General features: G+C 67.4%; 25 protein-coding genes. 13 read left to right on the top strand and 12 right to left on the bottom strand.

Going from position 1 to position 24,825, the window contains the following annotated elements; all coding sequences use genetic code 11:
- Positions 1 to 21 precede the first annotated feature (21 nt).
- The 4 genes from J3367_RS11700 to J3367_RS11685 all read left to right on the top strand — a co-directional run bounded on the left by J3367_RS11700 (position 22) and on the right by J3367_RS11685 (position 2,194).
- On the top strand, positions 22 to 768 hold the full coding sequence (locus tag J3367_RS11700) for a siderophore-interacting protein (RefSeq protein ID WP_024350184.1): 747 nt from the start codon (positions 22 to 24) through the stop codon (positions 766 to 768).
- An 85-nt stretch (positions 769 to 853) separates the two neighbouring features.
- A complete protein-coding gene (locus tag J3367_RS11695) occupies positions 854 to 1,264 on the top strand; it encodes a hypothetical protein (protein WP_024350185.1) in 411 nt (136 codons plus the stop codon).
- 56 nt (positions 1,265 to 1,320) lie between these two features.
- Positions 1,321 to 1,902 carry a copper chaperone PCu(A)C gene (locus J3367_RS11690; protein ID WP_024350186.1) on the top strand — a complete coding sequence of 194 codons (582 nt, stop codon included), beginning with the start codon at positions 1,321 to 1,323 and terminating at the stop codon, positions 1,900 to 1,902.
- A 160-nt stretch (positions 1,903 to 2,062) separates the two neighbouring features.
- On the top strand, positions 2,063 to 2,194 hold the full coding sequence (locus J3367_RS11685) for a hypothetical protein (protein ID WP_280137473.1): 132 nt from the start codon (positions 2,063 to 2,065) through the stop codon (positions 2,192 to 2,194).
- 65 nt (positions 2,195 to 2,259) lie between these two features.
- On the opposite strand, the gene J3367_RS11680 is transcribed toward J3367_RS11685, so the two are convergent.
- From J3367_RS11680 to J3367_RS11665, 4 genes are all read right to left on the bottom strand, one after another.
- Positions 2,260 to 3,138: a metal ABC transporter permease gene (locus tag J3367_RS11680; protein WP_024350187.1), complete on the bottom strand. Its 879-nt coding sequence runs from the start codon at positions 3,136 to 3,138 to the stop codon at positions 2,260 to 2,262.
- Positions 3,135 to 4,022, bottom strand: coding sequence for a metal ABC transporter permease (locus tag J3367_RS11675; protein WP_024350188.1), 888 nt, complete (start codon positions 4,020 to 4,022; stop codon positions 3,135 to 3,137). Before J3367_RS11675 ends, J3367_RS11680 begins: the two co-directional genes overlap by 4 nt.
- The gene (locus J3367_RS11670) at positions 4,019 to 4,966 is read right to left on the bottom strand and encodes a manganese/iron ABC transporter ATP-binding protein (protein WP_024350189.1); all 948 of its coding nucleotides are present in this window, start codon (positions 4,964 to 4,966) and stop codon (positions 4,019 to 4,021) included. The genes J3367_RS11675 and J3367_RS11670 overlap by 4 nt, the downstream gene beginning before the upstream one ends.
- Positions 4,967 to 5,054: 88 nt before the next feature.
- The gene (locus J3367_RS11665) at positions 5,055 to 5,954 is read right to left on the bottom strand and encodes a metal ABC transporter substrate-binding protein (protein WP_024350190.1); all 900 of its coding nucleotides are present in this window, start codon (positions 5,952 to 5,954) and stop codon (positions 5,055 to 5,057) included.
- A gap of 314 nt (positions 5,955 to 6,268) precedes the next feature.
- Here J3367_RS11665 and J3367_RS11660 point away from each other — a divergent pair, with 314 nt between their 5' ends.
- Positions 6,269 to 7,024 (top strand): hypothetical protein, encoded by a 756-nt coding sequence (locus tag J3367_RS11660; protein ID WP_029702945.1) that lies wholly within the window; start codon positions 6,269 to 6,271, stop codon positions 7,022 to 7,024.
- Here J3367_RS11660 and J3367_RS11655 read toward each other — a convergent pair.
- Positions 7,012 to 7,539, bottom strand: coding sequence for a hypothetical protein (locus J3367_RS11655; protein WP_024350192.1), 528 nt, complete (start codon positions 7,537 to 7,539; stop codon positions 7,012 to 7,014). The genes J3367_RS11660 and J3367_RS11655 overlap by 13 nt on opposite strands.
- Before the next feature lie 134 nt (positions 7,540 to 7,673).
- Between J3367_RS11655 and J3367_RS11650 the strand changes: the two genes are divergently transcribed.
- Together J3367_RS11650 and J3367_RS11645 are read left to right on the top strand one after the other, a co-directional pair.
- Positions 7,674 to 9,980 carry a bifunctional diguanylate cyclase/phosphodiesterase gene (locus tag J3367_RS11650; RefSeq protein ID WP_024350193.1) on the top strand — a complete coding sequence of 769 codons (2,307 nt, stop codon included), beginning with the start codon at positions 7,674 to 7,676 and terminating at the stop codon, positions 9,978 to 9,980.
- Positions 9,981 to 10,063: 83 nt separating this feature from the next.
- Positions 10,064 to 10,825 carry a hypothetical protein gene (locus tag J3367_RS11645; RefSeq protein WP_024350194.1) on the top strand — a complete coding sequence of 254 codons (762 nt, stop codon included), beginning with the start codon at positions 10,064 to 10,066 and terminating at the stop codon, positions 10,823 to 10,825.
- Positions 10,826 to 10,840: 15 nt separating this feature from the next.
- Here the strand turns inward: J3367_RS11645 and J3367_RS11640 are convergent, their stop codons facing one another.
- The 5 genes from J3367_RS11640 to J3367_RS11620 all read right to left on the bottom strand — a co-directional run bounded on the left by J3367_RS11640 (position 10,841) and on the right by J3367_RS11620 (position 15,222).
- Positions 10,841 to 10,981, bottom strand: a complete 141-nt coding sequence (locus J3367_RS11640; protein ID WP_155898442.1) for a hypothetical protein — start codon at positions 10,979 to 10,981, stop codon at positions 10,841 to 10,843.
- Positions 10,982 to 11,195: 214 nt separating this feature from the next.
- Entirely contained in the window at positions 11,196 to 12,167 is a 972-nt protein-coding gene (locus J3367_RS11635) for a tripartite tricarboxylate transporter substrate binding protein (RefSeq protein WP_035694841.1), read from the bottom strand.
- A gap of 183 nt (positions 12,168 to 12,350) precedes the next feature.
- On the bottom strand, positions 12,351 to 13,628 hold the full coding sequence (locus tag J3367_RS11630) for a GGDEF domain-containing protein (protein ID WP_024350196.1): 1,278 nt from the start codon (positions 13,626 to 13,628) through the stop codon (positions 12,351 to 12,353).
- Entirely contained in the window at positions 13,625 to 13,990 is a 366-nt protein-coding gene (locus tag J3367_RS11625; protein WP_024350197.1) for an Hpt domain-containing protein, read from the bottom strand. The genes J3367_RS11630 and J3367_RS11625 overlap by 4 nt, the downstream gene beginning before the upstream one ends.
- Complete coding sequence (locus J3367_RS11620) at positions 13,987 to 15,222, bottom strand: GGDEF domain-containing response regulator (protein ID WP_024350198.1); 1,236 nt, start codon at positions 15,220 to 15,222, stop codon at positions 13,987 to 13,989. The genes J3367_RS11625 and J3367_RS11620 overlap by 4 nt, the downstream gene beginning before the upstream one ends.
- Before the next feature lie 254 nt (positions 15,223 to 15,476).
- On the opposite strand from J3367_RS11620, the gene J3367_RS11615 reads away from it, so the two are divergent.
- On the top strand, positions 15,477 to 15,851 hold the full coding sequence (locus J3367_RS11615; RefSeq protein WP_029702955.1) for a response regulator: 375 nt from the start codon (positions 15,477 to 15,479) through the stop codon (positions 15,849 to 15,851).
- Positions 15,852 to 16,023: 172 nt separating this feature from the next.
- A complete protein-coding gene (locus J3367_RS11610) occupies positions 16,024 to 19,914 on the top strand; it encodes a PAS domain S-box protein (RefSeq protein WP_024350200.1) in 3,891 nt (1,296 codons plus the stop codon).
- A gap of 42 nt (positions 19,915 to 19,956) precedes the next feature.
- Here J3367_RS11610 and J3367_RS11605 read toward each other — a convergent pair whose 3' ends face one another.
- Entirely contained in the window at positions 19,957 to 22,362 is a 2,406-nt protein-coding gene (locus tag J3367_RS11605; RefSeq protein ID WP_024350201.1) for an ATP-binding protein, read from the bottom strand.
- Here J3367_RS11605 and J3367_RS11600 point away from each other — a divergent pair.
- Genes J3367_RS11600 through J3367_RS11585 form a run of 4 tightly spaced genes read left to right on the top strand, consistent with a single transcriptional unit; the run spans position 22,361 to position 23,901 of the window.
- The gene (locus J3367_RS11600; RefSeq protein ID WP_155898443.1) at positions 22,361 to 22,675 is read left to right on the top strand and encodes a hypothetical protein; all 315 of its coding nucleotides are present in this window, start codon (positions 22,361 to 22,363) and stop codon (positions 22,673 to 22,675) included. The two genes, J3367_RS11605 and J3367_RS11600, sit on opposite strands and share 2 nt — an antisense overlap.
- Positions 22,665 to 22,985 (top strand): ArsR/SmtB family transcription factor, encoded by a 321-nt coding sequence (locus tag J3367_RS11595; protein ID WP_024350202.1) that lies wholly within the window; start codon positions 22,665 to 22,667, stop codon positions 22,983 to 22,985. The genes J3367_RS11600 and J3367_RS11595 overlap by 11 nt, the downstream gene beginning before the upstream one ends.
- On the top strand, positions 22,982 to 23,446 hold the full coding sequence (locus tag J3367_RS11590; RefSeq protein ID WP_024350203.1) for an SRPBCC family protein: 465 nt from the start codon (positions 22,982 to 22,984) through the stop codon (positions 23,444 to 23,446). The genes J3367_RS11595 and J3367_RS11590 overlap by 4 nt, the downstream gene beginning before the upstream one ends.
- A 38-nt stretch (positions 23,447 to 23,484) precedes the next feature.
- Positions 23,485 to 23,901, top strand: a complete 417-nt coding sequence (locus tag J3367_RS11585) for a GFA family protein (protein WP_024350204.1) — start codon at positions 23,485 to 23,487, stop codon at positions 23,899 to 23,901.
- Positions 23,902 to 23,995: 94 nt separating this feature from the next.
- Here the strand turns inward: J3367_RS11585 and J3367_RS11580 are convergent, their stop codons facing one another.
- Positions 23,996 to 24,823, bottom strand: coding sequence for a phosphogluconate dehydrogenase C-terminal domain-containing protein (locus tag J3367_RS11580; protein WP_024350205.1), 828 nt, complete (start codon positions 24,821 to 24,823; stop codon positions 23,996 to 23,998).
- Between the last annotated feature and the right edge of the window lie 2 nt (positions 24,824 to 24,825).

The following is a 24,825-nucleotide window of genomic DNA, read 5'->3' as shown; positions in this document are numbered from 1 at the left end:
CAGACAGGGAAGCAGTGCCGCATGAAGCACGAGATCATTCGCGTTCGCCATGAATTGCGGCGACGGGACCTTGAGGTCAGCCGGGTCGAATATCCGACGCCGGGCATGCTCCGCATGACCCTGACCGGAGAGGAACTGGAGGGGTTCCACAGCCCGTCCGCCGACGACCATGTGAAGCTGTTCATTCCGCAGTCCGACGGCGAGCCGGCGATGCGCGACTACACCCCGCGCCGCTACGATGCGCAGACGCAGTCGCTGGTCCTCGACTTCGCGCTGCATGACGGAGGCCCGGCCACGCTCTGGGCGCGCTCGGCGAAGGAAGGGGATCGCCTGCAAATCGGAGGGCCGCGCGGGTCGTCCATCGTGCCGCATGATTTCGACTGGTGGCTGATGGTCGGTGACGAGACCGCGCTGCCGGCGATCGGCCGGCGGCTGGAAGAGTTCGCGCCCGGCACGCCGGTCACCACGCTGGTCGCGGTCGAAGGCCCGGAAGAAGAGCAGGCGCTTGCGACCCGGGCAGCGCATCGGCCGCTCTGGGTGCACCGGCCGCTTGCGGCCGCCTCCGACCCCGCGCCGATTCTTGCAGCGCTGGCCGATCTGTCGCTGCCGGAGGGCGAGGGCTTCGTCTGGATCGCGGCAGAAAGCCGCGTCGCCAAGGCCGTCCGCGCCCATGTGACCGACGTTTGGGGCCATCCCAAGCAATGGCTGAAATCCAGCGGCTACTGGAAGCTCGGCACCAAGGACAGCCATGAGGAATTCGACGATTGAGCACCGGCATCCGCACCCGGTCTGCACCGACGAAAGCCGGGTCCGGCAGCTACCCTTGCCGCGGATCGCGTGATATCTGCCGGACATGACGACGCTCCGGCGCTTCCTTGCGGACCGATCCGCGGCCCTCGCGGCCATGCTGATCCTGACCCAGCTTCTCCTGGGTCAGGCGGCGGCATCGGGTTTTGCCTGCGCCAGGATGGACGCGTCCGCCGCGGCCGGCGTGACCGTCATCTGCGTCGGCGACGGCTTCGAGACGCGGTCGGCTCCGGCGGGTAATCAGTCCGAGCACGATTGCTGCGTCGATTGCCCCTCCGCGGCCGGATGCGGCCAGAGCCCGGCCCTGCCGGCGATGGCCGATCTCGCCTCCTACGCGATCGCCGCCGGCGCCACCGACGCGGTCGTTGCCTGGACGCCGTCGGCCGCCGCCCTCGGCCCGCGCGCGCCGCCGCCGGGGCTCGCTTTGCAACGCGGCCCACCGCTTCTCTCCGTCTGAACAAACGGCCCGACACCTGTCGCGGCCCTGCCTGTCCTGTTCAAATGGAGACTTCCATGTCCCTTCGCATCACGCTGGCTGCCGCAGCAGCCCTCACGCTCGGCCTGCTGTCGGCCGCTTCCGCCCATGACTACAAGGTCGGCGACCTCACCATCGCTCATCCGTGGAGCCGTGCCACGCCGCCCAATGCCGCCGTCGGCGGCGGCTACATGGTCATCGAGAACCACGGCGCGTCGGATGACCGGCTGCTCGGCGGCGCGACCCCCATCGCCGGCGAGGTCCAGATCCACACGATGGAGATGGACGGCGACATCATGAAGATGCGCCGGCTCGAAGACGGTGTCGCGGTGCCTGCCGGCGCCACGGTCGCGCTGGAGCCCGGCGCCTATCACCTCATGCTCATGAACCTGACGGAGCCGCTCACCGAAGGCAGCCGCGTGCCGCTGACCCTGCGGTTCGAAAAGGCCGGTCCGGTCGAGATGGAACTGGCGGTCGAGGGCATCGGCGCCCGGGCACCGGCCGCGATGGACCACGACCAGCATGGCGGTGCGGCGATGTCGCACGGTGCCGGCGACATGCCGGCCGAGACGGGCGGACACGACGCCATGAGCGACGGCGCCGAGCCGCACCAGCACTAGGCCGCACTCTCTCCGAACGTAGCCTGCGGGCTGCGCCCGACGAGGGATCGCGAGGCCGCGCCACGGCGTCGTCTTGCGGTCCCGGCGCGGAGCGCGTCCGAGCCGCTTCTCCTTCCTCCGTCAGCCATCGCAGGATCGGCCATGGCGTCGCCCTGAGTCTTTGCGGGCCGCGGGCCTGCTGGCGATCCTCGCGATCGGCGGGGTGCTGTTTCCGCTGGTCGGCCTGTCGCTGATCGTGATGCTGACGCTCGATCTTGCGCTCAGCCGGTTCTGGCGGCGCGGACGGGCCTGATCGCACGCGGCAGAAGTCACCGGTCCGGCGTTGCCGGGCCGGCGATGCCTAGAGGCCTGCCCGCGTCACTCCGCTGCGGTGGGTGCCAGCATGGCGGGCGCGTCCTCGCGGGCGCGGCGCGAGTGCCGGCGGGTGGTACGTAGGCGGTTGACGAAGGCGGCGATGAAGATCGCCGTCAGCACCAGCACGATCGTCGCCGCCGGGGCGCTGTCGAGGAAGAAGCTGAGATAGGTGCCGATGAGCATCGCCGACACGCAGACCGCGACCGAGACGATCAGCATCCGGCCGAAGCTGCGCACCAGCAGGAAGGCGATGGCGCCCGGCGTCACCAAGAGCGCCACGGCGAGGATCAGGCCGACCGAGGTCAGCGTCGCCACGATGGTCAAGGACAGGCTGGCGAGCAATCCATAGTGCAGGAGGCCGGTGTTGAGCCCCGAGGCCTGGGCCTGCGCCGGGTCGAAGGCATGGAGCAGCAGGTCCTTCCATTTCAAGAGCAGCAGCGCCGAGACGACCAGCGCGATGATGCCGGAGGTCATCAGGTCCTTGGCGCCGATCCCCAGCATGTTGCCGAACAGGACATGGTCGAGATGCTCGTTGGTGTGGATCGAGGTGTAGAGGATGATGCCGACCCCGAACATGCCCGAGAAGACGACGCCCATCACCGTGTCCTGCTTCACCCGGCTGTTGTGCGAGAGATAGCCGGTGAGCAGCGCGCAGGTCATGCCGGCGACGAAGGCACCGACGATCAGCGGGATGTTGAGCACCCAGGCGAGGACGACGCCCGGCAGCGTGGCGTGGCTGACCGCGTCGCCCATCAGCGCCCAGCCCTTGAGCACCAGGAAGCAGGAGAGGAGGGCGGTCGGCGGCCCGACCATCAGGACGATCCAGAAGGCGTTCTGCATGAACGGGAACTGGAACGGCAGGAGAAGCTGGTCGAGGCTCATGCCGCTTCCTCCCGGATGGCGTCCGGTCGCGGCGTGGCGAGCGCGGCGGCGGCCTTGCGGCGGGCGGCGATCAGCCCGTGCTTGGGCGCGAAGACGAAGGCGACGAGGAAGATCACCGTCTGCAGGGTGACGATCACGCCGCCGGTCGCCCCGTCGAGGAAGTAGCTGAGATAGGCGCCGACGAAGCTGGTGACGGCGCCGATGGCGACGGACAGGCCGATCAGCCGCGGAAACCGGTCCGACAGGAGATAGGCGGTGGCGCCGGGCGTCACCACCATGGCGATGACGAGGAAGGCGCCGACGGTGACCATCGCGGCGACGATCGCCGCCGACAGGAGCATGAAGAACATCACCTTCAGAAGGTCCGGCCGCAGGCCGATCGAGCGCGCATGGTTCTCGTCGAAGAAGGTGACCATCAGGTCCTTCCACTTGGCGAGCAGCACGACGAGGCAGACGAGGCCGATGATCGCCAGCTGCAGCGTGTCCTCAGGCGTGATGGCGAGGATGTTGCCCATGACGATGGTCTGGATCGACACCGAGACCGGGCTGATCGACACCATGAACAGGCCAAGCCCGAAGAAGGAGGTGAAGATGATGCCGATGATGACATCGATCTTCAGGCCCGAGCGTCCCGACAGGAACAGCATGGCGCCGGCCGCCAGCCCGCCGGCGATGAAGGCGCCGAGAGAAAAGGGCAGGCCGAGCATGAAGGCGCCGGCAACGCCCGGCACGACCGAATGGCTGAGCGCGTCGCCGATCAGCGACCAGCCCTTCAGCATCAGATAGGCCGAGAGGAAGGCGCAGACGCCGCCGACGAGGGCCGAGACCCACATGGCGTTGGTCATGTAGCTGTACTGGAACGGCTCGAGCAGCGTGGTGATCATCGCCGCTCCCCGTCCTGCGGGGCCTTGCCGGGTGCCGCGGCCGGTGCGGCGGTGGCGCGCGGCTCGCCGTAATGGACGAAGGCGCGCTCGTCATCGGTGATGATCGACAATTCGCGTGGATCGTCATCGTCGTGCAGGGCAGCGCCCGCCAGCGTCACGTGGCGCAGCACGCCGCCGAAGGCGCGCTCCAGATTGCGCCGGGTGAAGATCGTCGCGGTCGGCCCGTAGGCCAGCACCGTGCCCTTGACCAGGACGACCCGGTCGCAGAATTCCGGCACCGAGCCGAGATTGTGGGTGGAGACCAGCATCACCCGGCCTTCGGCCTTCAACTCGCGCAAGAGGGCGACGATCTGTTCCTCGGTCTTCACGTCGACGCCGGTGAAGGGCTCGTCGAGGAGGATCACCTGGCCGTCCTGCGCCAGGGCCCGCGCGAGGAAGACCCGCTTGCGCTGGCCGCCGGAGAGCTCGCCGATCTGGCGGTGCCGCAGATCCTGCATGCCGACCCGCGAGAGCGCCTGGTCGACGGCGGCGCGATCGGCCGCGCCGGGGCGGCGCAGGAAGCCCATATGGCCGTAGCGGCCCATCATCACCACGTCCTCGACGAGGACGGGAAACGCCCAGTCCACCTCTTCCGACTGCGGCACATAGGCGACGAGGTTCTCGCGCAGCGCCTGCTTTACCGAACGGCCGAGCAGGGTGATCTCGCCGCGCGCCGCCGGCACGAAGCCCATGATCGCCTTGAACAGGGTGGACTTGCCGGCGCCGTTGACGCCGACTAGCGCGGTGATCGTGCCGCGCGGGATCTGGAAGGTCGCGTCGTGCAGCGCGGTATGGCCGTTGCGATAGGTCACGGTCACGTTGTGCGCCGAGATGCCGTCGCCGGTCGCAGTGCTGCCGGCAGGCCGGTCGTCCGCTACGTCAGACGTCTCGCGCGTGATGGTCATGGGGTGCCTGTCAGATCCCTTGGCTGCTCGGATGGGGAAGCCGTCGTGCGAAGGTCGCCGCGGCTTGCCACCGTAGATGGAGAGGCGGTTACTGGCTGTCCACTGCCAGGCCGTCGGCAATCGTCTCGGCGTCGGTCCGCAGGAGATCGAGATAGGTCGGCACCGGCCCGTCCGGCCCGGACAGCGAATCCACGTAGAGGACGCCGCCGAAGGTCGAGCCGGTCTCGCGCGCCACCTGTTCGGCCGGCGCGGAACTGACGGTGCTCTCGCAGAACACGGCGGGAATGTCGTTCTCGCGCACCGCGTCGATCACCTTGCGCACCTGCTGCGGCGTGCCGGTCTGGTCGGCGTTGATCGGCCACAGATACAGCTCCTTCATGCCGAAGTCGCGGGCGAGATAGCTGAACGCGCCCTCGCAGGTGACCAGCCAGCGCCGGTCTTCCGGGATGGCGGCGATCCGGTCGCGCAGCGGCGCGATCGTCTCCGTGATCTGCTGCTTGTAGCGCTCGGCATTCGCCCGGTAGGCGTCGGCATGGTCCGGGTCGTTTGTGGCGAGGGCGTCGCTGATGTTGTCGACATAGACCATCGCGTTTTCCAGCCCCATCCAGGCATGCGGATTGGCGAGGCCCTCGTAATCGCCCTCGGCGATCGAGATCGGCGCGATGCCGTCGCTCAATGTGGCCGACGGCATGTCGCCGAGATTGGCGACGAACTGCTCGAACCAGCGCTCCAGGTTGAGGCCGTTCCACAGGATCAGGTCGGCGCCGCTGGCCCGCACGATGTCCTGCGGCGTCGGCTGGTAGCCGTGGATCTCGGCGCCGGGCTTGGTGATGGACACCACATCCGCATGTTCGCCGGCCACGTTCTGCGCGATGTCGGACAGGATCGTGAAGGTCGTCACGACCTTGAGCCGCTCCTGCGCGGTGGCGCCCGTCGCCAGGAGCGCTGCGGCGAAGGCGGCGAGGATCGTCGTTCGAACGAACGGCATGGGGTCTCCAATCTCTGTCGGTCGGTGCACGCTGCCTGCCAATTCCGACTTTTGCAAGTGCAAATCGTTTGCAACTGGGTTCCGTGAGGAGCGCAGTCGCGCCTGCGGGATGTAGGCCTCCGAAGGCTCCGCGGAACCGCCTTTCGCATCCCGCAGTCATCCTCGCCATCACCGCCGATGCGTCCGGTCTGGACGGCCTCGCATCAGCTTTCGTCGGCACAGTCGGCTGGAGCGATCCCACGGTATTTCAAGCTGGCCTGAATCATTAAGATTTGATTAGAACTTGAGCGAATGGTTAACGGGCGGAAAACGGCATGGCATTGAGTGAACTCGTTGTACGGACACGGGCGGACAGCGATGTGCTGCGCCGGCAGGCGGTCGAGGTCGAGGATGCCGTCTGGGGCCCGCTGGGCTTCCTGAACCATACACGGGCCCATCGTGAACATTACGACAGGCTGCTGGAAGACCATGCCGACCTGCAGCTCTGCCTCGTCGACGAGGCGACGGGCCGCCCGGTCGCGCTGGCCAATTGCGTGCCGGTGGCGTTCGGGGGCGATCTGTCCGAACTCCCGGCGGAAGGCTGGGACTGGCTGGTCGAGACCGGCGGGACCGGTCGCCGCAGCCAGGCCAATGTTCTGGGCGCGCTGGCCATCTCTGTGCCGGTCGCCGAGCGCGGCAAGGGCTACGCCTTCCGGATGATCGGCGAGTTGCACCGGATCGCCGAGGCCAATGGCTTCGAGCGGATGATCGCGCCGGTGCGCCCCTCCGCCAAGACCGTCCATCCCCATGCGTCCATGGCCGATTATATCGGCTGGCAGGACGAGCGCGGCCGTTGCTTCGATCCCTGGCTCCGCAGCCATCTCGCGCAAGGCGGCCGGGTGGTTCACCCCTGCGAACGCTCCATGGTCGTCAGCGAGCATATCGCCTTCTGGGAGACCTGGGCGGGGCGGCGGTTCGAGACCTCGGGCGACTATACGCTGGCCGGCGGCCTGGTGCCGGTCGCCATCGACGTCGAACGCCAGCGCGGCACCTATTCGGAACCCAATGTCTGGGTGGCCTACACGCACTGACCCTTCGGATGGCCGACGTAAGCCGTCAGCGCCGGGGCACCGTCTCCGTCGGCTGATGCCGGCGCTTGCGGAAACGACAGGGCTGCGATCGCCTCGGCGCTCATGCCGGGCTCGCGGATCGTGCGCCATAGCCACAGGGCGCGGGCGACGCGGCCATTGCCCATGGTGAAGGGGCGCAGCATCGCGAAGAGCTGCACCGCCTCGTCGGCCGAGGCCAGGCCGGAGCGGGTGAGGGCGAGGAGGTCGGCGAGAGCGTCCGGCAGGGAGGGCACAACGTCTTGCTGATCGGCGGCGTCGGGCGCGACCGGCGCCTCCCGGAGCACCGCTCCTGGGGCCAGATAGGCGGCGAGAATCTCGAGATTCGCGACCCGGGGCTCGTTGGCCGCGAGGAATCCCCGATGCGCGGCGATGACGGCTTCGCTCGGCTGTTGCGTTTCGCCACTGCGCCGGAGGCTGTCGGCCACCAGTGAAGGGACCCAGCTTCCGAACGCCGCGGCGGCCATGTCGAGCGGCATGGGCGGGTCCATCCTTTGGTGGCGCGGCGGCTCCTCGGGCGAGGACTGTGCCGGATGGGAATCAGCCTAACCCACCATTCCTTCAACTATTCTTAGCGCTTCGCCCCTAAGCCAAAGGGGAAAGCGAGATTGAGATGCGTGACATCCCGAAGAAAAGTGAGGCTCGCCCCCGGCCCAATCTGCGTCGCCTCGCGCAGGTTGTCGGCGGCACCGTGGCCGTGGCCAGCGCCCTGTTGATCTGTGTCATCGTGTATACGGGCATCAAGGCGAACCGCACCGAGGTCCAGGCCGAAAGGGCCAGGATCGAGAATGCGCTGAACCAGAGCGTTGCCCGGACCCTCGACCAGCAGAAGAGCGTCGCCTGGTGGGACGATGCCGTCCGATTGATCGTCGATACGCCCGATCTCGGTTTCATCGACAGCAATTTCGGCATCTTCCTGACCGAGACCTACGGGCACGACGAGGTCTACATCGTCGATTCCCAGAACAAGCCGGTCTACGCCTATCGCGACCAGGGGCGGCAGGAGCCCGATGCCTTCGAGGCCCGGCGGCAGGAAGTGCTGCAGGTGCTGACGGCGACGCGCACCGGCGGCAATGCAGGCCTGGCCGAGCGCGACGACTTCTTCTCCGAGCGCCAGAAGCACTACGAGGTGCTGAAGAAGGTGCTGGGCGTCGCGTCCTGGCAAGGCGCGATCCTGACCGTCGACGAGAAACCGGCCATCGTGACCGCCATCACGATCGTCCCGAATGTCGACATGACGCTGTTGCGCCAGCCGCCTTACGTCCTTCTGAGCGTGGACTGGATCGACGCCGACTTCCTGCAGCAGCTCAGCCAGTTCCTGCTGATCCCGGACATCACCCTCGCGGCGGCTGAGAGCACCGGGGCCGCGACCATCTCGGAGGCCTTTGTCACCGACGACAATCGCTCCACCGGATATCTGAACTGGACCACGAAGCGACCGGGCCAGCCGCTCCTGACGATCGTGCTGCCGCTGGTCGCCGTTGCCGTGATCGGCCTCAGCCTTTTGTGCGCCGTCATGCTGCGCCGGCTGATCCGGGCATCGAACGAGCTGTCGGCCCGCGAAGCCGCCGCCCGCTACGAGGCCGCCCACGATTCCCTGTCCAAGCTGCCCAACCGGCCGGCCTTCGTCTTCGCCGCCAATCAGGCCCTCGACGGGCTCCAGGAGCGGGGCCGGGGCGGCAGCATGACCATCGGCTATCTCGACGTCGACCGCTTCAAGGACATCAACGATACGCTCGGCCATCATATCGGCGACGGGCTGATCAAGGCGTTCGGCGAGCGACTGCGCCAGCATCTGGGGCCGCACGATTTCCTCGCCCGCTTCGGCGGCGACGAATTCGCGATCTTCCGGTCGCGCAAGGGTGTCAGCTTCGCCAAGCCGCTGGCCTCGCTCGTCGTCGAGGCGTTCCAGCAGCCCTTGCTGATCGAAGGTCACGAGATCACCGTCACCGCCTCGCTGGGCCTCGCGCAGTTCCCGGAGCACGGGGCCTCCATCGAGGACCTGATGCGCCATGCCGACATCGCGCTCTACGAGGCCAAGCGTCTCGGCCGCGGGCATGCGGCGTGGTTCACGACCCAGATGGCGGCGAGCCTGCGCCAGAAGCGCGAGATCGAGATGGATCTTCTCGAGGCGCTGAACGGCGAACAGTTCGACCTTCACTACCAGCCGATCATCTCGGCCCGTTCCAACCGGATCGTCGCCGTCGAGGCGCTGTTGCGCTGGAAGCATCCGGTCAAGGGCATGATCAGCCCCAGCGTCTTCATTCCGATCGCCGAAGAGATCGGCCTGATGTCGAAGCTCGGCGACTGGGTGCTGAAACGCGCCATGACCTCGGCCGCGCTCTGGCCGGACATCGAAGTCACGATCAACCTCTCGCCGGCCCAGTTCTACCAGAGCGATCTGGAGATCCGGCTGCAGGAGCTGATCGCCGAGACCGGCGTCTCCCCGACGATGGTCACGCTGGAAATCACCGAAGGGCTGCTGCTCGAACCCTCGCCCCGCATCATGGCGACGCTGCAGGCGATCCGGGACCTTGGGTTCCAGATCGCGCTGGACGATTTCGGCACCGGCTTCTCCAGCCTGAGCTATCTGGTCGAATACCGCTTCGACAAGCTGAAGATCGACCGCAGCTTCGTCAGCGCGATCTCCCAGGCGGGGTCGGCCCAGACCGTGGTGCAGGCGGTCATCCGCCTCGGCCATGCGCTGGGCATGGAAGTGGTCGCCGAGGGCGTGGAAACCGTGACGGACAGCGTCACCATGCGCTTCTGGGGCAGCGATCACCTGCAGGGCTACTTCTTCTCGAGGCCACTGCCGGCCGACGAACTCATCGCCTTCATCGGCTCGTACAATTCCTCCAGCGTGGCGCTGCAGTTCGACGAGGCGAGCAATCTGCTTCAATCGAACGGCAGCCTCGGCTAAGGGCTGGTCGGCAAAGGCGGCGCCTGCGGTGCGAAAGCGCCGGCGCCTGCCATGGCAGGATCGACGAGCCGGGGGAGAACAGCGTGACGCCAGACAGGGACGGGCCGGCCGGGAACGCCAGCTACAGCTGGTCGGACTTCGACCCGGAATACTATTTCAACCATTATTACGGCGAGCCGCACGCCGATGACGAGGCGGTCATCCGGTCCGCCTGCGCCGCATTCAAGCGCGCCGAGCCCCTGGGCGGCAAGCTCGACATCGTCGATGTCGGCACCGGGCCGAACCTCTTTCCGCTGATGTGCGCGGCGCCGCGGGCAAGGCGGATCACGGCCTGGGAATATGCCGAAAGCAATGTCGGCTGGCTGCGGGCCGAACTGGCGGCGACGACCCTGCGCCCGCAATGGCAGCATTTCTGGCAGGTGGCGCAGGCCGCCTGTGAGCCGGAACTGTCCTTGCCCGACGATCCGCTGCCGATGCTGCGTGCGACCGCCGAGGTCCGGCGCGGATCGGTCTATGATCTGCCGGAACGCACATGGGACGCGGCCACCATGTTCTTCTGCGCCGAATCCATCACCGAGAAGCGCAGCGAGTTCGATCTGGCCTGCAACCGCTTCGCCCGCTGCGTGAAACCGGGCGGCAGCCTGATCGCGGCGTTCCTGGTTGGCTCGTCGGGCTATGCCGTGGCCGGCCGGCCGTTTCCGGTTCTCAACGTCTCGGAGGAAGACATTCTCGACGTCTTCGCGCCGCTGGCGACGGACATAAGGACCGAGCGGATCGGCATCGTCGAGGCGGAGATCCGCAGTGGCTATTCGGGCATGCTGTTCCTGACCGCCCGCGCGGTTTGACCGCCGCCGGCCGGCTCACATCATCGACAGGGCGACGAGGATCGCCAGAGCCCAGCCGACGACCATCGCGGCGCCACCCCAGGCGAGGATGGCGCGAGGCGTCATGGTCCCGGGGTTCGGGACACGGCCGAGTTCGCGCAGATGATCGAAGGGCATGAAGGACTGTCGTCAGGCGGCGGGACACGAAGTTACGGAGCGCCGCTCAAAAAGACGCATCCGTGTTTTCGTTCCGCCCGACAAATATCGGCGGCCAGTCTAAAGCTGTCGGTCGGCGTCCTCCCGCCAGTCCCGCTCAGCCCGGCGCGCCCATGGCCGCCGTCAGCGCGATCCCGGCCAGTCGCCCGGCCGGGATCGGTAACGGCCGAGCGCGTCAGTTCTTGGCCAGCCCCAGGCCTTCGAGAACCGATTTCGCCGTGACCGTGAAATCCGCCGCGAAGACGTCGAACTCGCCGGGCTCGTCCCAGACCGGCGTGATGCCCCGTTCCTTCAGCGCCGACTGGACCTCGGGACGGGCGTTGGCACGCGCTGCCGCCTGATAGAGGATGTCGCGAGCCTCGGCGTCGATCCCCCTGGGGGCGACCAGCGCGAACCAGTTGGCATAGGACCAGTCCTTGCCGATCGCCTCCCTGACGGTCGGCGCATCCGGGAAGGTCTCGGAACGCTCGTCCAGCATCACCGCGAGGGTGCGCACCCGGCCGGCCTCGAGGAGGCTCAACGCCTCGACCGGCGAGCCGGTGAACATCGTGATGCCGCCGGACATGACCTCCATAAGCGCCGGTGCGCCGCCCTGGCTCGGTACCCATTTCAGCTTCTGCGGGTCGATGTCGGCAGCAGCGAGAAGCCCGCCCGCGGCCACATGCCAGGATCCGCCGACGCCCGTTCCCGAGGACGAGTAGGTTCCCGCCGGCTCGCTGCGGATCGCCGCGATCAGTTGCTCCAGCGTCTCGAAGGGCGAATCCGCCGCCACGGTGACGCCGGCCGGGATGATCGCCAGCCGCGAGAACAGGTCGAGATCGTCGAGCGAGATGTCGGCCGTCCCGAGGGTACGGTAGAGGCCGATTTCCGGGCTGGCGGCGCCGAGCGTGTAGCCATCGGCCTCGGCATTGATAATGGCCGAGTGGCCGGTGATGCCGCCGCCACCGGTGCGGTTGATGACGTTGACCGGCACGCCGAGCTCTTCCTGGAAGCCAGCGGCGAAGGTGCGCACCACGGCGTCGGTGCCGCCGCCGGCCGCCCAGGGTACGATGATCGAGATCGGCCGATCGGGAAAGGCGTGTGCCGGCCCCGCGACGGCGAAAAGGCCGGCGATCAGACCGGCCACGGCGTTGACGAGCAGTTTCATGATGTCCTCCCAGACGGATCGCGCCGGTTCCCCCATGAAGTCCGGCGAACAATCAGTCTGGATGACCTTCGGGAATGACGAAAGCGCGTCAGGGTTGTTTCGGCTGCAAACGACCCGGCGCAGCAGGCTTCCGAGCCTGCTAAGCGAAGGCGGAGCCGCCGCGCCCTGCCGGTAGCGCCGCGGTCAGGCGCCGGTGATGCGGTTGCGCCCGGCGCGCTTGGCGCCGTAGAGCGCCGCGTCCGCTGCGGCGATCATCGCCGTGCTGTCGGTTCCCTCGCGGGTGCCCGCGATGCCGCCGCTGAAGGTTGCCCGGAACAAGGTGTCGTCGCCGGCATGGCCGATCTGCGAGAACCGTAGGCGGATCCGGTCGAGCACGGCCTGCGCCGCCGCAACCGGCGTGTCGAGCAGCAGCAGGCCGAATTCCTCGCCGCCATAACGGGCCACCACGTCGGTGCGCCGCAACCCGCCGACGAGACATTGCGACAGGGCCTGGATCACCCGGTCGCCGGTCTGGTGGCCATGGGTGTCGTTGACCTGCTTGAAATGATCGATGTCGATCAGCGCCACGGTCAGCGGCGCGCCGGTGCGCCGCGAGCGCTCCAGTTCCAGCGTCACCCGCTCCTTGAACCGGGCGTGGTTCAACAGGCCGGTCAGGCTGTCGCGCTCCATGATCTGGCGCAGCGCCAGCGCCCGCTCGGCCCGCATCCGCACGGTGGCCGCGAGATGGGCGAGGTCCACCGGCTTGCGGATGAAATCGTCACCGCCGATCTGGCGGGCCTGCGTCTGCGCGGCGATATCCCGCTCGGCCGACAGGAAGACGATCGGCAGGGGCAGGGTCTGGCGCGACTGGCGGATGATCTGCGCCAGTTCGAGGCCGCTGGCGCCCGGCATATGCATGTCGAGAAGGACGAGATCGGGGGTGACCTCGGCGATGTGCCGCAGCGCGTCGGCGGGATCGGTTACCACCCGCGCGTCCATGCCGGCCGCTTCCAGCGCCAGCGCGTAGCTTTCGGCAATCAGCTCGTCGTCGTCGACGATGAGGATCGACAGGCGCTGCTGGCGGTCGCCGCTGGTCTCGAAATCCGACAGCCACGCGCCGAGTTCGACCGTGTCGACGGGCGTGGCGATGATCGCTTCGATGCCGGCTCGCGCCACGGCGAGCCGCCGGGCGAAGGACGGCGCCGCTTCGGCCAGCACCACCCGCACCTGGTTCTTCAGGACACGGCTCAGCGCCAGATCGGGATCGTAAGCGCCGCACACGACCGCGGCGAGGCAGCCGTCCGGCACGCCTGAGCGGCCGTCCACGGCCTCATAGCCGAGGCCGGACAGGGCCAGCAGCAGGCCGGAGATACGGCCGTCATCGGCAAAGGCGCAGACGATCTGGCGCGCCGGGCCCTCATCCTGCCGGCGCATGGCGGTGTCGAGGTCGGAAACGGCGAGGGGGGCTGCCTGGGCGGTCATGCGCCGTCTCCTTCTGCCGGTTCGCCGACTGCGAGCCCGTCTGCGGCAAGATTGTCGCGGATGGCCGCGACGGTACCGCGAATGCGAGCGGCGAGCGCCATGTCGTCGGGATCGGCGGCGATGAAGTCTTCCAGCTCGGCGGCGCTTTTCGAGATGACGGCGAAGCCGAAGGTCCCGCCGGCACCGGCCAGCGAATGGGCGATGCGCCGCACTTCCTCGCGATCGGCGGGCGCGCCTTCGTCGGCCAGCCGTCCGGCCAGCGCGTCGAGCATCGCGACATGGGTGGCGGCGCGCCCGGCAAATTGTTCGCGCAGGCGCATCAGCCGGGCCTCGATGGCGGCGGTGTCGGGCTGTGCGCTCATGCGACGCCCACCACGAATTCGACGCCGATGTCGCGGCCGATCTGCCAGCGCGTGGTCACCCGTCGGGTGATCCCGGTTCCCACGATGGCGAGGTCGAATTCCGCCGGCACGGCGAAATAGCTGTCGACCCTCAGCCGCGCGCCCGAAGCGGTCAGGTCGCGGACATTGCAGTCGATGATGGTGCTGCGGCCGTTGATCAGGATCTTGGCCTGTCGCAGCACGCGCTGGCGTCGCTCCTTGCGGCGCTCCGTCGCCTGGGTGATCGGCGTCTGGCCCGACTGGGCTTCAGCCCGTGCGGCCGGGACAGCCTCCGCGTCGCCGGCGGTCGGCGTGCCCGAAAAGGCCGTCACGGTCGCGGCTTCGCCGGTGGGCGCAGGACGCGCTGCGGCGATCAGGCCGTCGCCCCTGGTCCCAGCGTCCGGGTGGAGCGCGACGCCGATCTGCGGCGTGAGATGGACCTGCGCCCGGTCGAGGGTGAAGCCCCGGGTCAGCGCCTGCCGCAGGCGCTGGACCATCGTGTCCACATCCGCCAGGGCCGCCGGCCGGTCGACGATGATGACGAAGCCGTCCTCACCGAGATGGCCGGCGATGTCGCCGGCGGACAGTTGGCTGCGCAGTTCGGCGGCGAAGGCGTTCGACAGCCGCTGGCCGGCCATGTAGCCGAGCTCGGCGCGCACGGTGGCGAGTTCACGGATGTCGATGACGATGACCGCGAAGCGCCGGGCCGCGCCGGGTGCTGTGAAGTCGGCCAGCCGCGCCTGCATGAAGCGCTGGTCGTAGAGGCCGGTGGTGGCGTTGAATTCCAGTCGTTCCTGCAGCGCTTCGGTCCGGGCCCGGGCGCCCTGTGCGGCCTCGTGCCGGTCGACCGCGCCGCGCACGGCGCCGACCAGCTCGGTGACCTTCAGGTCCCGCTTCGAGACATAGTCGCTGAAGCCGCTGCGGAAGGCCTTGACCGCGGTCCGTTCGCTGCCGCCGCCGGTCAGCATGACGATGGGAGGCGGGTCCGACAGCATGGCATTGACGCGTTCGGCAACGGACAGGCCGTTGTTCTGTCCGAGGTCGTAATCCATGAGAATGCAGTCGAACGGCTCGGTGCCGAGGGTGTCGAACAGCGCGGTTTCCGATTCCAGACAGGTGACCCGCATCCCGCCCTGCAGGGCAAGAAGATTGGAGACATAGTCGAGGAAGAGCGGGTCGTCGTCTACGACGGCGAGGCCGATGTCGCGGTCCATATGCTATCCGTCCATTTGCCTGCACCTTGGACATTGCCCAAGGGTGGGTGTTGCGCCGGATAGTCCGGGATCGGCGTTAAGGATGGATTGATAGCGCTTTGAATCCAGATGGTTACGAATAAGAGCGTTGCACCGCCAACCCGCTTTTCGACATCGTGGCGCTTTCGTGCCATTGCGGGCAGGGCGCCGTCCGCAGCCCTCGCGAGGGGCCGGGCATGCGCCGTACCGGAGACTGTCAGGACAGGAAGATATCCATGACGACCCATCGCATTCTCCATGTCGACGACGAGGCTGACATCCGGGAAATCGCCGTGATGTGTCTCGAACTGGAGCCGAGCTTCGAGGTCCGCGGCGCGAGCTCGGGCGCCGAAGCCCTGGCGGTGGCCAGCGAGTGGGTGCCCGATCTCATGCTGCTCGACGTGATGATGCCGGGCATGGACGGCCCGGAGACACTGCGACGCCTGCGCGAAGACGCGCGCACCGCCGAGGTGCCGGTGGTCTTCATGACCGCCCGCACGCAATCGGCCGATGTCGAGCGCTTTCTGGGTCTCGGCGCCCTCGGCGTGATCCCCAAGCCGTTCGATCCGATGGCGCTGGCCGGCGAGGCCCGCAGCTACCTGGACCGCTGACCGGTCTGCCGGAACACGGCCGATCGTGCCGACGGACGGGGGTAGGGAACTGCCGACTTGTCGCAGGGCGCAATCTCGTCGCGTCAGCTTAAGCTATTCTCAAAGGAAAGACGGAATGCTCGCCTAGCATTGCCCGGTCGACACTTGCCGTCCGGTGCGCGGGGATACTGTCATGACCGGCCTGCACCGTCTTACCCAGCTCTATCCGATCCGTCTGGCGATCGTGATCATTCTCTATGGCCTGGCGGGCTGGCTGGGGCTGCTCCTCGCCGTACCACCGGGCTACGCGACGGTTCTGTGGCCCGCCTCGGGTATCGCCGTGGCGGCGCTGCTGCTCTACGGAGCCGGCCTCTGGCCGGGCGTGCTGCTCGGCTCGCTGATCGTCAATCTGAGCGCCGGGCATGCGGCCGCGCCGGACGGGATCGCGGCGACCGGCATCGCCGTCGCGGTCGCGATCGCGGTCGGTTCGACCATCCAGGCGCTGGTCGCGGCCGGCCTCGTGCGCCGCGTCTTCGGCGTGCCGGTCAATCTGTCGAGCCGCCGCGATCTGGTCCTCTTTGCGCTGTGTGCCGGGCCGCTGCCGTGCCTCGTCGCCGCCTCGATCGGCGTTGGCTCGCTCTATTTCGCCGGCCTCGTTGCCCCGGAGGCGCTGGCCCGCAACTGGTTCACATGGTGGTTCGGCGATGTCGCCGGCGTGCTGATCGTCCTGCCGCTCGCGCTGGTCGCGCCCTGGCGGAACTGGAGCCTGCGCTGGTCGGGGCAGCCGGTCACGCGTTTCACCGCGCCGTCGCTGCTGGCGCTGATCGTCCCGCTTGCCCTGACCCTCTACGCCTGGAAGATGACGACGGAGATTTCCGAACAGAAGAACCAGGCGTCCTTCGCGGTGCTGGCCGAAGACAGCCTTCAGGCGCTGTTGCACCGCATCTCCTCCTACAAGCAGAGCCTCGACGGCGGTTCGGGCCTGTTCCTGGCCTCCGCATCGACCACCGCGCAGGAGTGGGAGACCTTCGTCGAGGCCCTGAACATCGAGGAGAATCTGCCCGGCATCAACGGCATCGGCTTCATCCAGCCGGTCGGCCTGGGCGGCCTGCAGAGCTTCCTCGACCAGGCGTTCCGCGACGGGGTGGGGCCGATGCAGGTGCATCCCGACACGCCGGCACCGGCAAGGTTCGTCATCAAATATATCGAACCGCGCGATCGCAACCTGAAGGCCCTCGGGCTCAACATCGCCTTCGAAACCAATCGCTACGAAGCAGCGGTGCGAGCCCGCGACACCGGCGAAGCGGTGATCACCCGCCGGATCTTCCTGGTGCAGGACACCACAAAGAGCGCCGGCTTCCTGCTGCTGCGCCCGCTCTACGCCAATGGCCGGCCGCTGCGCAGCATCACCGAGCGGCGCCGCGCCTTTCTCGGCTGGGTCTATGCGCCCTTCATCGCGCCGCTGTTCATGGACAATCTCACCGCAAGCCAGGGCGTCGGCGTCGATCTCAGCGTCTATGACGGCGGCACGGCCGATCCCGAACAGCTGATCTATTCCAGCAAGGCCGCCGGGTCCGGGGGGCACGAGCCCGCCTACCGGGTCAAGAAGGTGCTGCCGGTCATGGGGCAGCAATGGACGGTCTCCTGGCAGAGCACGCCCGATTTCGAGACGAGCGTCGCCAGCAACGAGGCGACGCTGATCCTGGTCGGCGGCATGCTGCTGACGGTGCTGTTCGGCGCGCTCTTGTACTCCCACGCCCGCCGCGAGGAATCGATCCGCAACACCGTCGAGATGAAGACCCACGCCATCGCCGCGCGCGAACGCGAGAACCGCGCGATCGTCGACACCGCCGTGGTCGGCTTCATCGTCCTCGACAGCGCCGGCCATATCCTGTCGGTCAACCGCGCCGTGGAGGCGATCTTCGGTCACACCGCCGACGAGATCCGCGACCGGCACGTGGAGACCATCCTCAGCTACGATGCCATCACCGCCGTCACGCTCGCCACGGCGGTCGGCGAGGGCGAGCCCGCGTCGGATTCGCCGGTGGTCATCAGGACCCGCAGCAAGGCCGGCAAGCGCCTGTATCTCGACGTGCAGCGCAACGACTGGTCGACCGAATCCGGCGACCTGCGCCATACGCTGATCATCCGGGACGTGACGGCGCAGCGTCTGGCGGTCGAAGCGCTGGAGGCGAACGAGCGCCGCTGGAACCATGCGCTTGAAGGAGCCGGCATCGGCGTCTTCGACATCGACTTCCGCCGCGGGCAGTCCTTCGTCTCCGACACCTGGAAACAGATGCTGGGCTTTTCGCCCAACGACGACATCGAGCCGCGGGCCGAATGGCTGGCCCGCATCCATCCCGAGGATCTTCCGGCCCTCAAGGCGGTCGAAGACGCCTATTACGACACCGGGACCTTCCGGTCGGAGGCGGAATACCGGATCCGCCGCAAGGACAATGTCTGGATCTGGCTGCGCTCGGATTCCATCGTCATCGAGCGCGACAAGGCCGGCAAGCCGATGCGGGTGATCGGCACGCAGTCGGAGATCACCGAGCTGAAAACCGCCGAGGCGGCCCTGCGCTCCAGCGAGGAGCGGGTGCGTCTCGCCCTGCGCGACGCGCCGGTGGGCATGGCCATGCTCGATCTGAACGGTGGCTGGATCAGGGTCAACCAGGCGCTCTGCGCCTTCCTGGGCTACAGCGAGGACGAGCTTCTGGAGCGCGATCTGGCCGCCGTGACCCATCCCGACGACGTCGGGATCGACCACGAGCAGATGGCGCAGATGATCGCCCAGACGCTGCCGACCTACCAGGTCGAGAAGCGCTTCCTGCATCGCGACGGCCGCGCGCTCTGGTGCCTGTTCAGCGTGTCGCTGGTGCATGACCACGACGGCCAGGCCTATCTCGTCTCCCACGTCCAGGACATCAACGACCGCAAGGAGATGGACCGTCTGAAGAACGAGTTCGTCGCCACGGTCAGCCACGAGCTGCGCACGCCGCTGACCTCGATCCGCGGTTCGCTCGGCCTGATCCAGGGCGTGATGGCCAAGGACGTTCCGCCGGCCGCGACGCGTCTCCTGACCATCGCAGTCGCCAATTGCGAGCGGCTGGTCGCGCTGATCAACGACATTCTCGATCTGGAGAAGATCACCGCCGGGATGATGGCCTTCGAGACCGTCCTCGTCGATCCGAACGCGGCGGTCACCCAGGCGATCGAAGCCAACCAGCCCTATTTCGAGCGCTTCGGCGTCTCCGTGGCGTTCACCGCGACAGGCGAGGGGGAGGCGTGGATCCCGGTCGATCCGGCCCGCTTCCAGCAGGTTCTGGCCAATCTCCTGTCCAACGCCGCGAAATTCTCGCCGCAGGGGGGCGTCATCGACGTGGCGATCGAGCCGATCGACGGCGCGATCCGGATCTCGGTCACGGACCATGGCACCGGCATCCCCGCCGAGTTCCAGTCGCGCATCTTCGACCGCTTCACCCAGGCCGATTCCTCGGCCACCCGCGAGAAGGGCGGCACCGGGCTCGGCCTGCACATCACACGCCAGATCATCGAGACGATGGGCGGGACGATCGACTTCGCCAATGTCCCGGGGGCGGGCGCGCGGTTCTGGATCGACATGCCATGCCAGGCAGCCGAGCCGGCGGCCCTGCCGCCCGGTCGGTCGGAGGCGGAAGCCGCGTATGACGGGCCGCGCGGCCTGCCGGTCGGCCTGCATCTGGAGGACGACGGCGACTTCGTCGAGATCCTGTCGGCAATGCTGCGCGGCAAGGTGGAACTCGTCAGCGCCGGCAGCCTCGCCGAGGCACGGCAGGCGCTGAAGGACCGGCATTTCGATTTCGCAGTGCTCGACCTGACGCTGCCCGACGGCCACGGACTGGCGTTTCTCGACGAGCTCAGCCGCACCGACGGCGGGCGCGTGCCGACCCTCGTCCTGTCGGCCGCCGACGTGATGATCGACGACGACCGGGTCGACGAGATCCTGGTGAAGTCGCGGGTGACCGAAACCCGCATCGTGGCGTCGATCCTGTCCTTGGCGAGCGGCGAGAGCGAAGCCCCGGAGCCGGGAAGGCTCAGGGCCTAGAACGCAGCCGGCGGGGCGTACGGCCCCGCAGCCGCGCGGCGATCAGGCGCCGCCGGATTGCGGCCCGCCTGGCAGGTAGCTGCGCACCAGCCGCGCCACGTCGAGCTCCGAGGAGCGGGTCTTGGTCAGGGTCGCATTGACGCGGCGAGGCAGGTTCGGATCGACCTCGTCGGCCGAGAAGATGATCACCGCGACGTCCGACGACAGGTCCGGCAACAAATCGAGGCCAGAGCCGTCCGGCAGGTTGATGTCGAGGATGACCAGCTCGAAGGGCTGCCGCGCCACCAGTTCGCGCGCCGCCTCCAGCGTGCGGGCAGAGGTGACGCAGACATCGCCGCCCAGCCCGCCGGCAAGCACTTCGGTGACGTCGCGATTGTCCTCGACATGCAGGATGCGCGGCCGGCTCTCGGGCGAGCGGATCGCCACGCGGTCCAGCGCGGCACGCAGCTTGGCCGTGTCGATCGGCTTGGCCAGCCAGTCGATGATGCCGACGGCCGATCCGTTCAGCGCTTCGCGGGTCTCGTCGGCCACGGCCGAGATGACCAGAACCGGCAGATCGGGATTGCGCGGCGACCGGCGGATCTCGTGGAAGAGCTCGATGCCGCTGTCACCGGCCAGCCGGATATCGAGCGTGACGGCAACATATTCGAAGTTGGACAGAAGCGTCCGCGCCGTCGCGATGCCCGGCGCGATGTCGCTGGCAAACCCCTGCGCGTCGAGATGGGCGGCCACGATCTCGGCGATATCCCGTTCGTCCTCGCAGACGAGAACGCGGGGCCGATGGTCGATGACACCGGCCGGATCGTTCTGCCGGGCGACCAGTTCGGGCAGGTCGACATGGAAGGTCGTGCCGGTATCGCCGGTATCGAAGCCGATCTTGCCGCCCAGCTTCTCGACGATCGTCTTGGCGATGCTGAGGCCGAGCCCCGTGCCGCCCTTCTGTCGATTGTCGGTGGCGTCGGCCTGTTCGAACTTGCCGAAAATGCGCTTGCGGAAGGATTCGGGGATGCCCTGGCCCTGGTCGGAGACCGACATGCGCACCCAGTCCTCGCCGAGCCGCGCGATCGTGACGGTGACGGTCCCGTCGACCGGCGAGAACTTGACCGCGTTGGAGAGGAAATTGGCGAAGACCTGATGCAGGCGGTTGGTGTCGGTCTTCGCCTCGATGTCGGGCGCCTCGTCGACGAGCCGGATGGTGACGCGGCGCTCGGGCATGTAGCTGGAACTGGCGGCGATCGCCTGTTCCAGGAGGGGGCGCAAGCGCGTTCGCTGCAGGTCGAACGGCATCTTGCCGGATTCCAGCTTCTCCAGATCGAGAATGTCGTTGATCAGCAGCACCAGCCGTTCGCTGTTGTTGTGGGCGATCTCGACCATGTGGGCGGCCTTGGGCGGCAATTCGCCGGTGACACCGGCGGTGATCAGGCCGAGCGAGCCGCGGATCGAGGTCAGCGGCGTACGCAGCTCGTGGCTGATCGTGGCGATGAACTCGTTCTTCACCGCGGCATTGCGCTTCTGCTCGGTGACGTCGCGATTATAGGTGATGATGCCGACGATCCGGCCCGTATGATCGCGGAACGGCGCCTTCAGCGTGTTGAGCCAGCCCTCGGAATCGTCCGGGAACACGGTCATCTGATCGGTCCGGATCGCCTTTCCGCTCTCCAGCATGGCGACCTCGTCGGCCCGAAAGCGCGTCGCCAGTTCGGGCGGGTAGAAATCGAAATCGGTCTTGCCGATCAGGTCGGCGGCACCGCGAACCCGCATCATCGTGGCGGTGGCCGGGTTTGCGGCGATGAACCGCCCGTCGACGTCCTTCACGTTGAGGCAGTCCGGAAGCTCCCGCACCATGGCGCGGTAGATGGCGTTGGTCGCCGACAATTCGCGGCGGCGTGCCTGCCATTGCAGGACGACGGCGATGAGCACGGCGCTGATGAAGGTCAGCACCAGCAAGGGTACGCCGGTGCGGGCGAGAAGCGACAGCCGCAGATCGGCCGGGATCGCCAGGAACGCCACCAGCCGGCCGAAGGCCACCGCCAGGCCGAAGACCAGGATGACGCTGATCGTGCGCGGACGCGTGCGTGTCCACCAATAGGCGGCCAGTCCGACGACGATGGTGATGACGATGTCCGCGACGCCGGCCATGGCGCCCGCGCCACCCAGATACACGCGGTAGAACAGGGCAGCGACGCCGGCGATGATGACCGCCGGCAGCCCGCCGAAGAAGCCGGCGGCGGCGACCAGCGGCGCCCGCAGATCGATCACGAAGCCGGCGATCAACGGCTGCGCCGAGGCCATGGAGACGACGGCGCCAATGCCGAGAATCAGCCCGAGCAGCAGGGACTGGATCTTCGGCGACAGCCGGGTCGTCCATTCGGTGACGAAATCCCACGCGAGCACGAGAATCGAAACAAGCGCCAGATTGGCGAAGAGGGATTGCCAGAGAGGGGTCATGCTGCTCGCAGTCTGCCGATCCGGGCCGAATGTGAAGCGCCCTCGATCTATCTGGCGCAGCGGTACCACAAGCACGGCGATTTCGGCAAAGACGGTTCACCAATCCCTTCACGCCGACCGGGCAGGACCTGTTGCCGCCCCGCCTCGTGCGACATTGCCGGTCGCAGAATGGCTGCGAGCGTTGCCTTTCCGTGACACACCCGACAAGGCGCGGCGCCGCGATATGCAGGTAAAAACCTGTCTGTCTTTACATGCAGGTAAAAAACTGCATATCATGGGCCGTCAGCATGGAAATGAGATCGATGGACGATGACAAGGTCTTCAAGGCGCTCGGCGATCCGACCCGCCGAAAGCTGCTGGACCGCCTTTGCGAAGAGAATGGCCAGACCCTCGGGCAGCTCTGCCTGAATCTCGAGATGGCTCGCCAGTCGGCCACGCAGCATCTGGGAATCCTGGAGGCGGCCAATCTCGTGAGCACCGTCAAACGCGGGCGGGAGAAGCGGCACTTCATCAATCCGGTGCCGCTGCACGACATCTACGAGCGCTGGGTGCGCAAGTTCGAAACGCACCGGCTCACCCTGTTGCACGACCTGAAGAACGAACTCGAAGGAGAACGGAAATGACGCAGGACAGGACCAGTTTTGTCTACATTACCTACATCGCTTCGACGCCGGAGAAGGTTTTCGAGGCGATCACCCGGCCGGATGTCGCGCGGCTCTACTGGGGCCACGAGAATGTCTCCGAATGGACCCCGGGTTCCACCTGGCGGCATGTCCGCGACAATGACGAGCGGCCGGTGGAGATCGTCGGCAAGGTGGTCGAGAGCGCGCCGCCGCACCGTCTGGTCATGACCTGGACCGGTGCGTCCCAGGCATCCGACCCGGACAGCTACAGCCGGGTGACATTCCAGATCGAGCCGAACGATCACGGCGTCCGGCTGAGCGTCAGCCATGACGACCTGCAGGTCGGCAGCGGCATGGCCGCCGGGGTCAGCAAGGGTTGGCCGCTCGTCCTGTCCAGCCTGAAATCCTATCTGGAAACGGGCCGGGGCTTCGATCTGTCCGGCAGGGCGAGGGCCGCCTGACGCGGCGCGGAGCGCTGCGCTTTTCGAGGATACGGAAGATGTCTGAAGCCTATACCGGCGGATGCGCCTGTGGCGCGATCCGCTACGAAAAGGCCGGCGTACCGATCGCCGCGCTTCATTGCCAGTGCCGCCAATGCCAGCAGCGCAGCGGCACCGGCCATGCGTCCTACGTGGTTCTTGACCGGCGCGAGGACCTGATCGTCCAGGGTGAGCTGAAGTCCTGGCCGGTCGCCGGTGACAGCGGCAACGTCAAGCACAACGCCTTCTGCCCGATCTGCGGCTCGCCTGTTTTCGTGACGTTCGAGGCGATGCCCGAAATGATCGCGATCCATGTCGGCAGTCTCGACGACCCGAGCTGCTTCCATCCGGGCATGGTGACCTATGCGGCCCGCGCCCAGCAATGGGACCGGGTCGGTCCGGGCCTGAAGAGCTTTGCCGAGATGCCGCCGGGCTAGACGGCAGACGAAGCGCGGGCAGCGTCGATCACAAACGAAACGGGCGCGTCCTGCGACGCGCCCGTTTCCTGTCAGGTCGATGAAGCGTCGTGCCTCAGGTGATGCGCTGGATGCTTGCGGCGATCTCGTCGCGGTCGAAGACGCGCTTCCAGTCGTCGCGCATCAGCATCGGCTTGCCGAATTCGATGGCCTTGTTGCAGGCGTCGGAGAACACGCCGTCGACCTCGTCGAAGATCACCGCGCCGAGGATGTTCATGTGGCCGAGCAGGAAGTCGCGGGCGCAATCATGCGGCACGCCCTTCTTGACCACTTCGTCCATGGCTTCGCGCATGACCACCAGCAGCGAGGCGCAGACCGTCTCCGACAGGCCCGGCTCCAGATAGGCCATCTGCTCGACGGTCACCTGGTAGGTGCGGGCCACCGGCGCGTAGATGGCGCGGGCGACCTTGTCGCCGATCTCGTAATGCTCCTGCGGGCCCTGCATCAGCGCGTTGACGACGCCCTGCTGGGCCGCGACGCCGCCGAAATGGTCCTTGCGGCCGGCCTCGGTCTCTTCGTTGTGGAAGATCGGCGGATGGCAGGGATGGGTGACGAAATAGGTGATGTCGGCCCGCTCCGGGAGATGGCCGGCGAAGGGCGCCGCGGCATCGAGCACGACGACGATGGTGCCCGGCGCGACCTTCGGAACCACCAGTGACGCGACCTTGCCGATCACCGTGTCCGGTACGGCGAGGATCACCACGTCGGCGCCGTCCAGTCCGGTCTCCTGGTCGACGCAATCGACGCCGATCGCATCCTTCAGGCGCTCCTGGCCCTTCGGGTCGACCTCGATATGGCGGACGTCGAAATCCGATTTCGCCAGATTGCGGGAAAGACGGACACCCATTTTGCCGCCTGCGCCGAACAGCGCCACAGTGGTCATTG

The sequence above is a fragment of the Aurantimonas sp. NFXS3 genome (assembly GCF_049132005.1).
Taxonomy (GTDB): domain Bacteria; phylum Pseudomonadota; class Alphaproteobacteria; order Rhizobiales; family Rhizobiaceae; genus Aurantimonas; species Aurantimonas coralicida.
The sequence above is the reverse complement of the archived record's forward strand: the minus strand, read 5'-3'. Positions and strand labels throughout refer to the sequence as shown.

Bases quoted from the DNA above. Each gene is read 5' to 3' on its own strand.
- J3367_RS11615 (WP_029702955.1), top strand. From the start codon at position 15,477: ATGACGACCCATCGCATTCTCCATGTCGACGACGAGGCTGACATCCGG.
- J3367_RS11675 (WP_024350188.1), bottom strand. From the start codon at position 4,022: ATGATCACCACGCTGCTCGAGCCGTTCCAGTACAGCTACATGACCAAC.
- J3367_RS11655 (WP_024350192.1), bottom strand. From the start codon at position 7,539: ATGCCGCTCGACATGGCCGCCGCGGCGTTCGGAAGCTGGGTCCCTTCA.
- J3367_RS11600 (WP_155898443.1), top strand. From the start codon at position 22,361: ATGCTGCTCGCAGTCTGCCGATCCGGGCCGAATGTGAAGCGCCCTCGA.
- J3367_RS11640 (WP_155898442.1), bottom strand. From the start codon at position 10,981: ATGCCCTTCGATCATCTGCGCGAACTCGGCCGTGTCCCGAACCCCGGG.
- J3367_RS11680 (WP_024350187.1), bottom strand. From the start codon at position 3,138: ATGAGCCTCGACCAGCTTCTCCTGCCGTTCCAGTTCCCGTTCATGCAG.
- J3367_RS11585 (WP_024350204.1), top strand. From the start codon at position 23,485: ATGTCTGAAGCCTATACCGGCGGATGCGCCTGTGGCGCGATCCGCTAC.
- J3367_RS11625 (WP_024350197.1), bottom strand. From the start codon at position 13,990: ATGAGCGCACAGCCCGACACCGCCGCCATCGAGGCCCGGCTGATGCGC.
- J3367_RS11620 (WP_024350198.1), bottom strand. From the start codon at position 15,222: ATGGACCGCGACATCGGCCTCGCCGTCGTAGACGACGACCCGCTCTTC.
- J3367_RS11660 (WP_029702945.1), top strand. From the start codon at position 6,269: ATGGCATTGAGTGAACTCGTTGTACGGACACGGGCGGACAGCGATGTG.
- J3367_RS11605 (WP_024350201.1), bottom strand. From the start codon at position 22,362: ATGACCCCTCTCTGGCAATCCCTCTTCGCCAATCTGGCGCTTGTTTCG.
- J3367_RS11630 (WP_024350196.1), bottom strand. From the start codon at position 13,628: ATGACCGCCCAGGCAGCCCCCCTCGCCGTTTCCGACCTCGACACCGCC.
- J3367_RS11590 (WP_024350203.1), top strand. From the start codon at position 22,982: ATGACGCAGGACAGGACCAGTTTTGTCTACATTACCTACATCGCTTCG.
- J3367_RS11690 (WP_024350186.1), top strand. From the start codon at position 1,321: ATGTCCCTTCGCATCACGCTGGCTGCCGCAGCAGCCCTCACGCTCGGC.
- J3367_RS11670 (WP_024350189.1), bottom strand. From the start codon at position 4,966: ATGACCATCACGCGCGAGACGTCTGACGTAGCGGACGACCGGCCTGCC.
- J3367_RS11635 (WP_035694841.1), bottom strand. From the start codon at position 12,167: ATGAAACTGCTCGTCAACGCCGTGGCCGGTCTGATCGCCGGCCTTTTC.
- J3367_RS11700 (WP_024350184.1), top strand. From the start codon at position 22: ATGAAGCACGAGATCATTCGCGTTCGCCATGAATTGCGGCGACGGGAC.
- J3367_RS11665 (WP_024350190.1), bottom strand. From the start codon at position 5,954: ATGCCGTTCGTTCGAACGACGATCCTCGCCGCCTTCGCCGCAGCGCTC.
- J3367_RS11580 (WP_024350205.1), bottom strand. From the start codon at position 24,823: ATGACCACTGTGGCGCTGTTCGGCGCAGGCGGCAAAATGGGTGTCCGT.
- J3367_RS11695 (WP_024350185.1), top strand. From the start codon at position 854: ATGACGACGCTCCGGCGCTTCCTTGCGGACCGATCCGCGGCCCTCGCG.
- J3367_RS11595 (WP_024350202.1), top strand. From the start codon at position 22,665: ATGGACGATGACAAGGTCTTCAAGGCGCTCGGCGATCCGACCCGCCGA.
- J3367_RS11610 (WP_024350200.1), top strand. From the start codon at position 16,024: ATGACCGGCCTGCACCGTCTTACCCAGCTCTATCCGATCCGTCTGGCG.
- J3367_RS11650 (WP_024350193.1), top strand. From the start codon at position 7,674: ATGCGTGACATCCCGAAGAAAAGTGAGGCTCGCCCCCGGCCCAATCTG.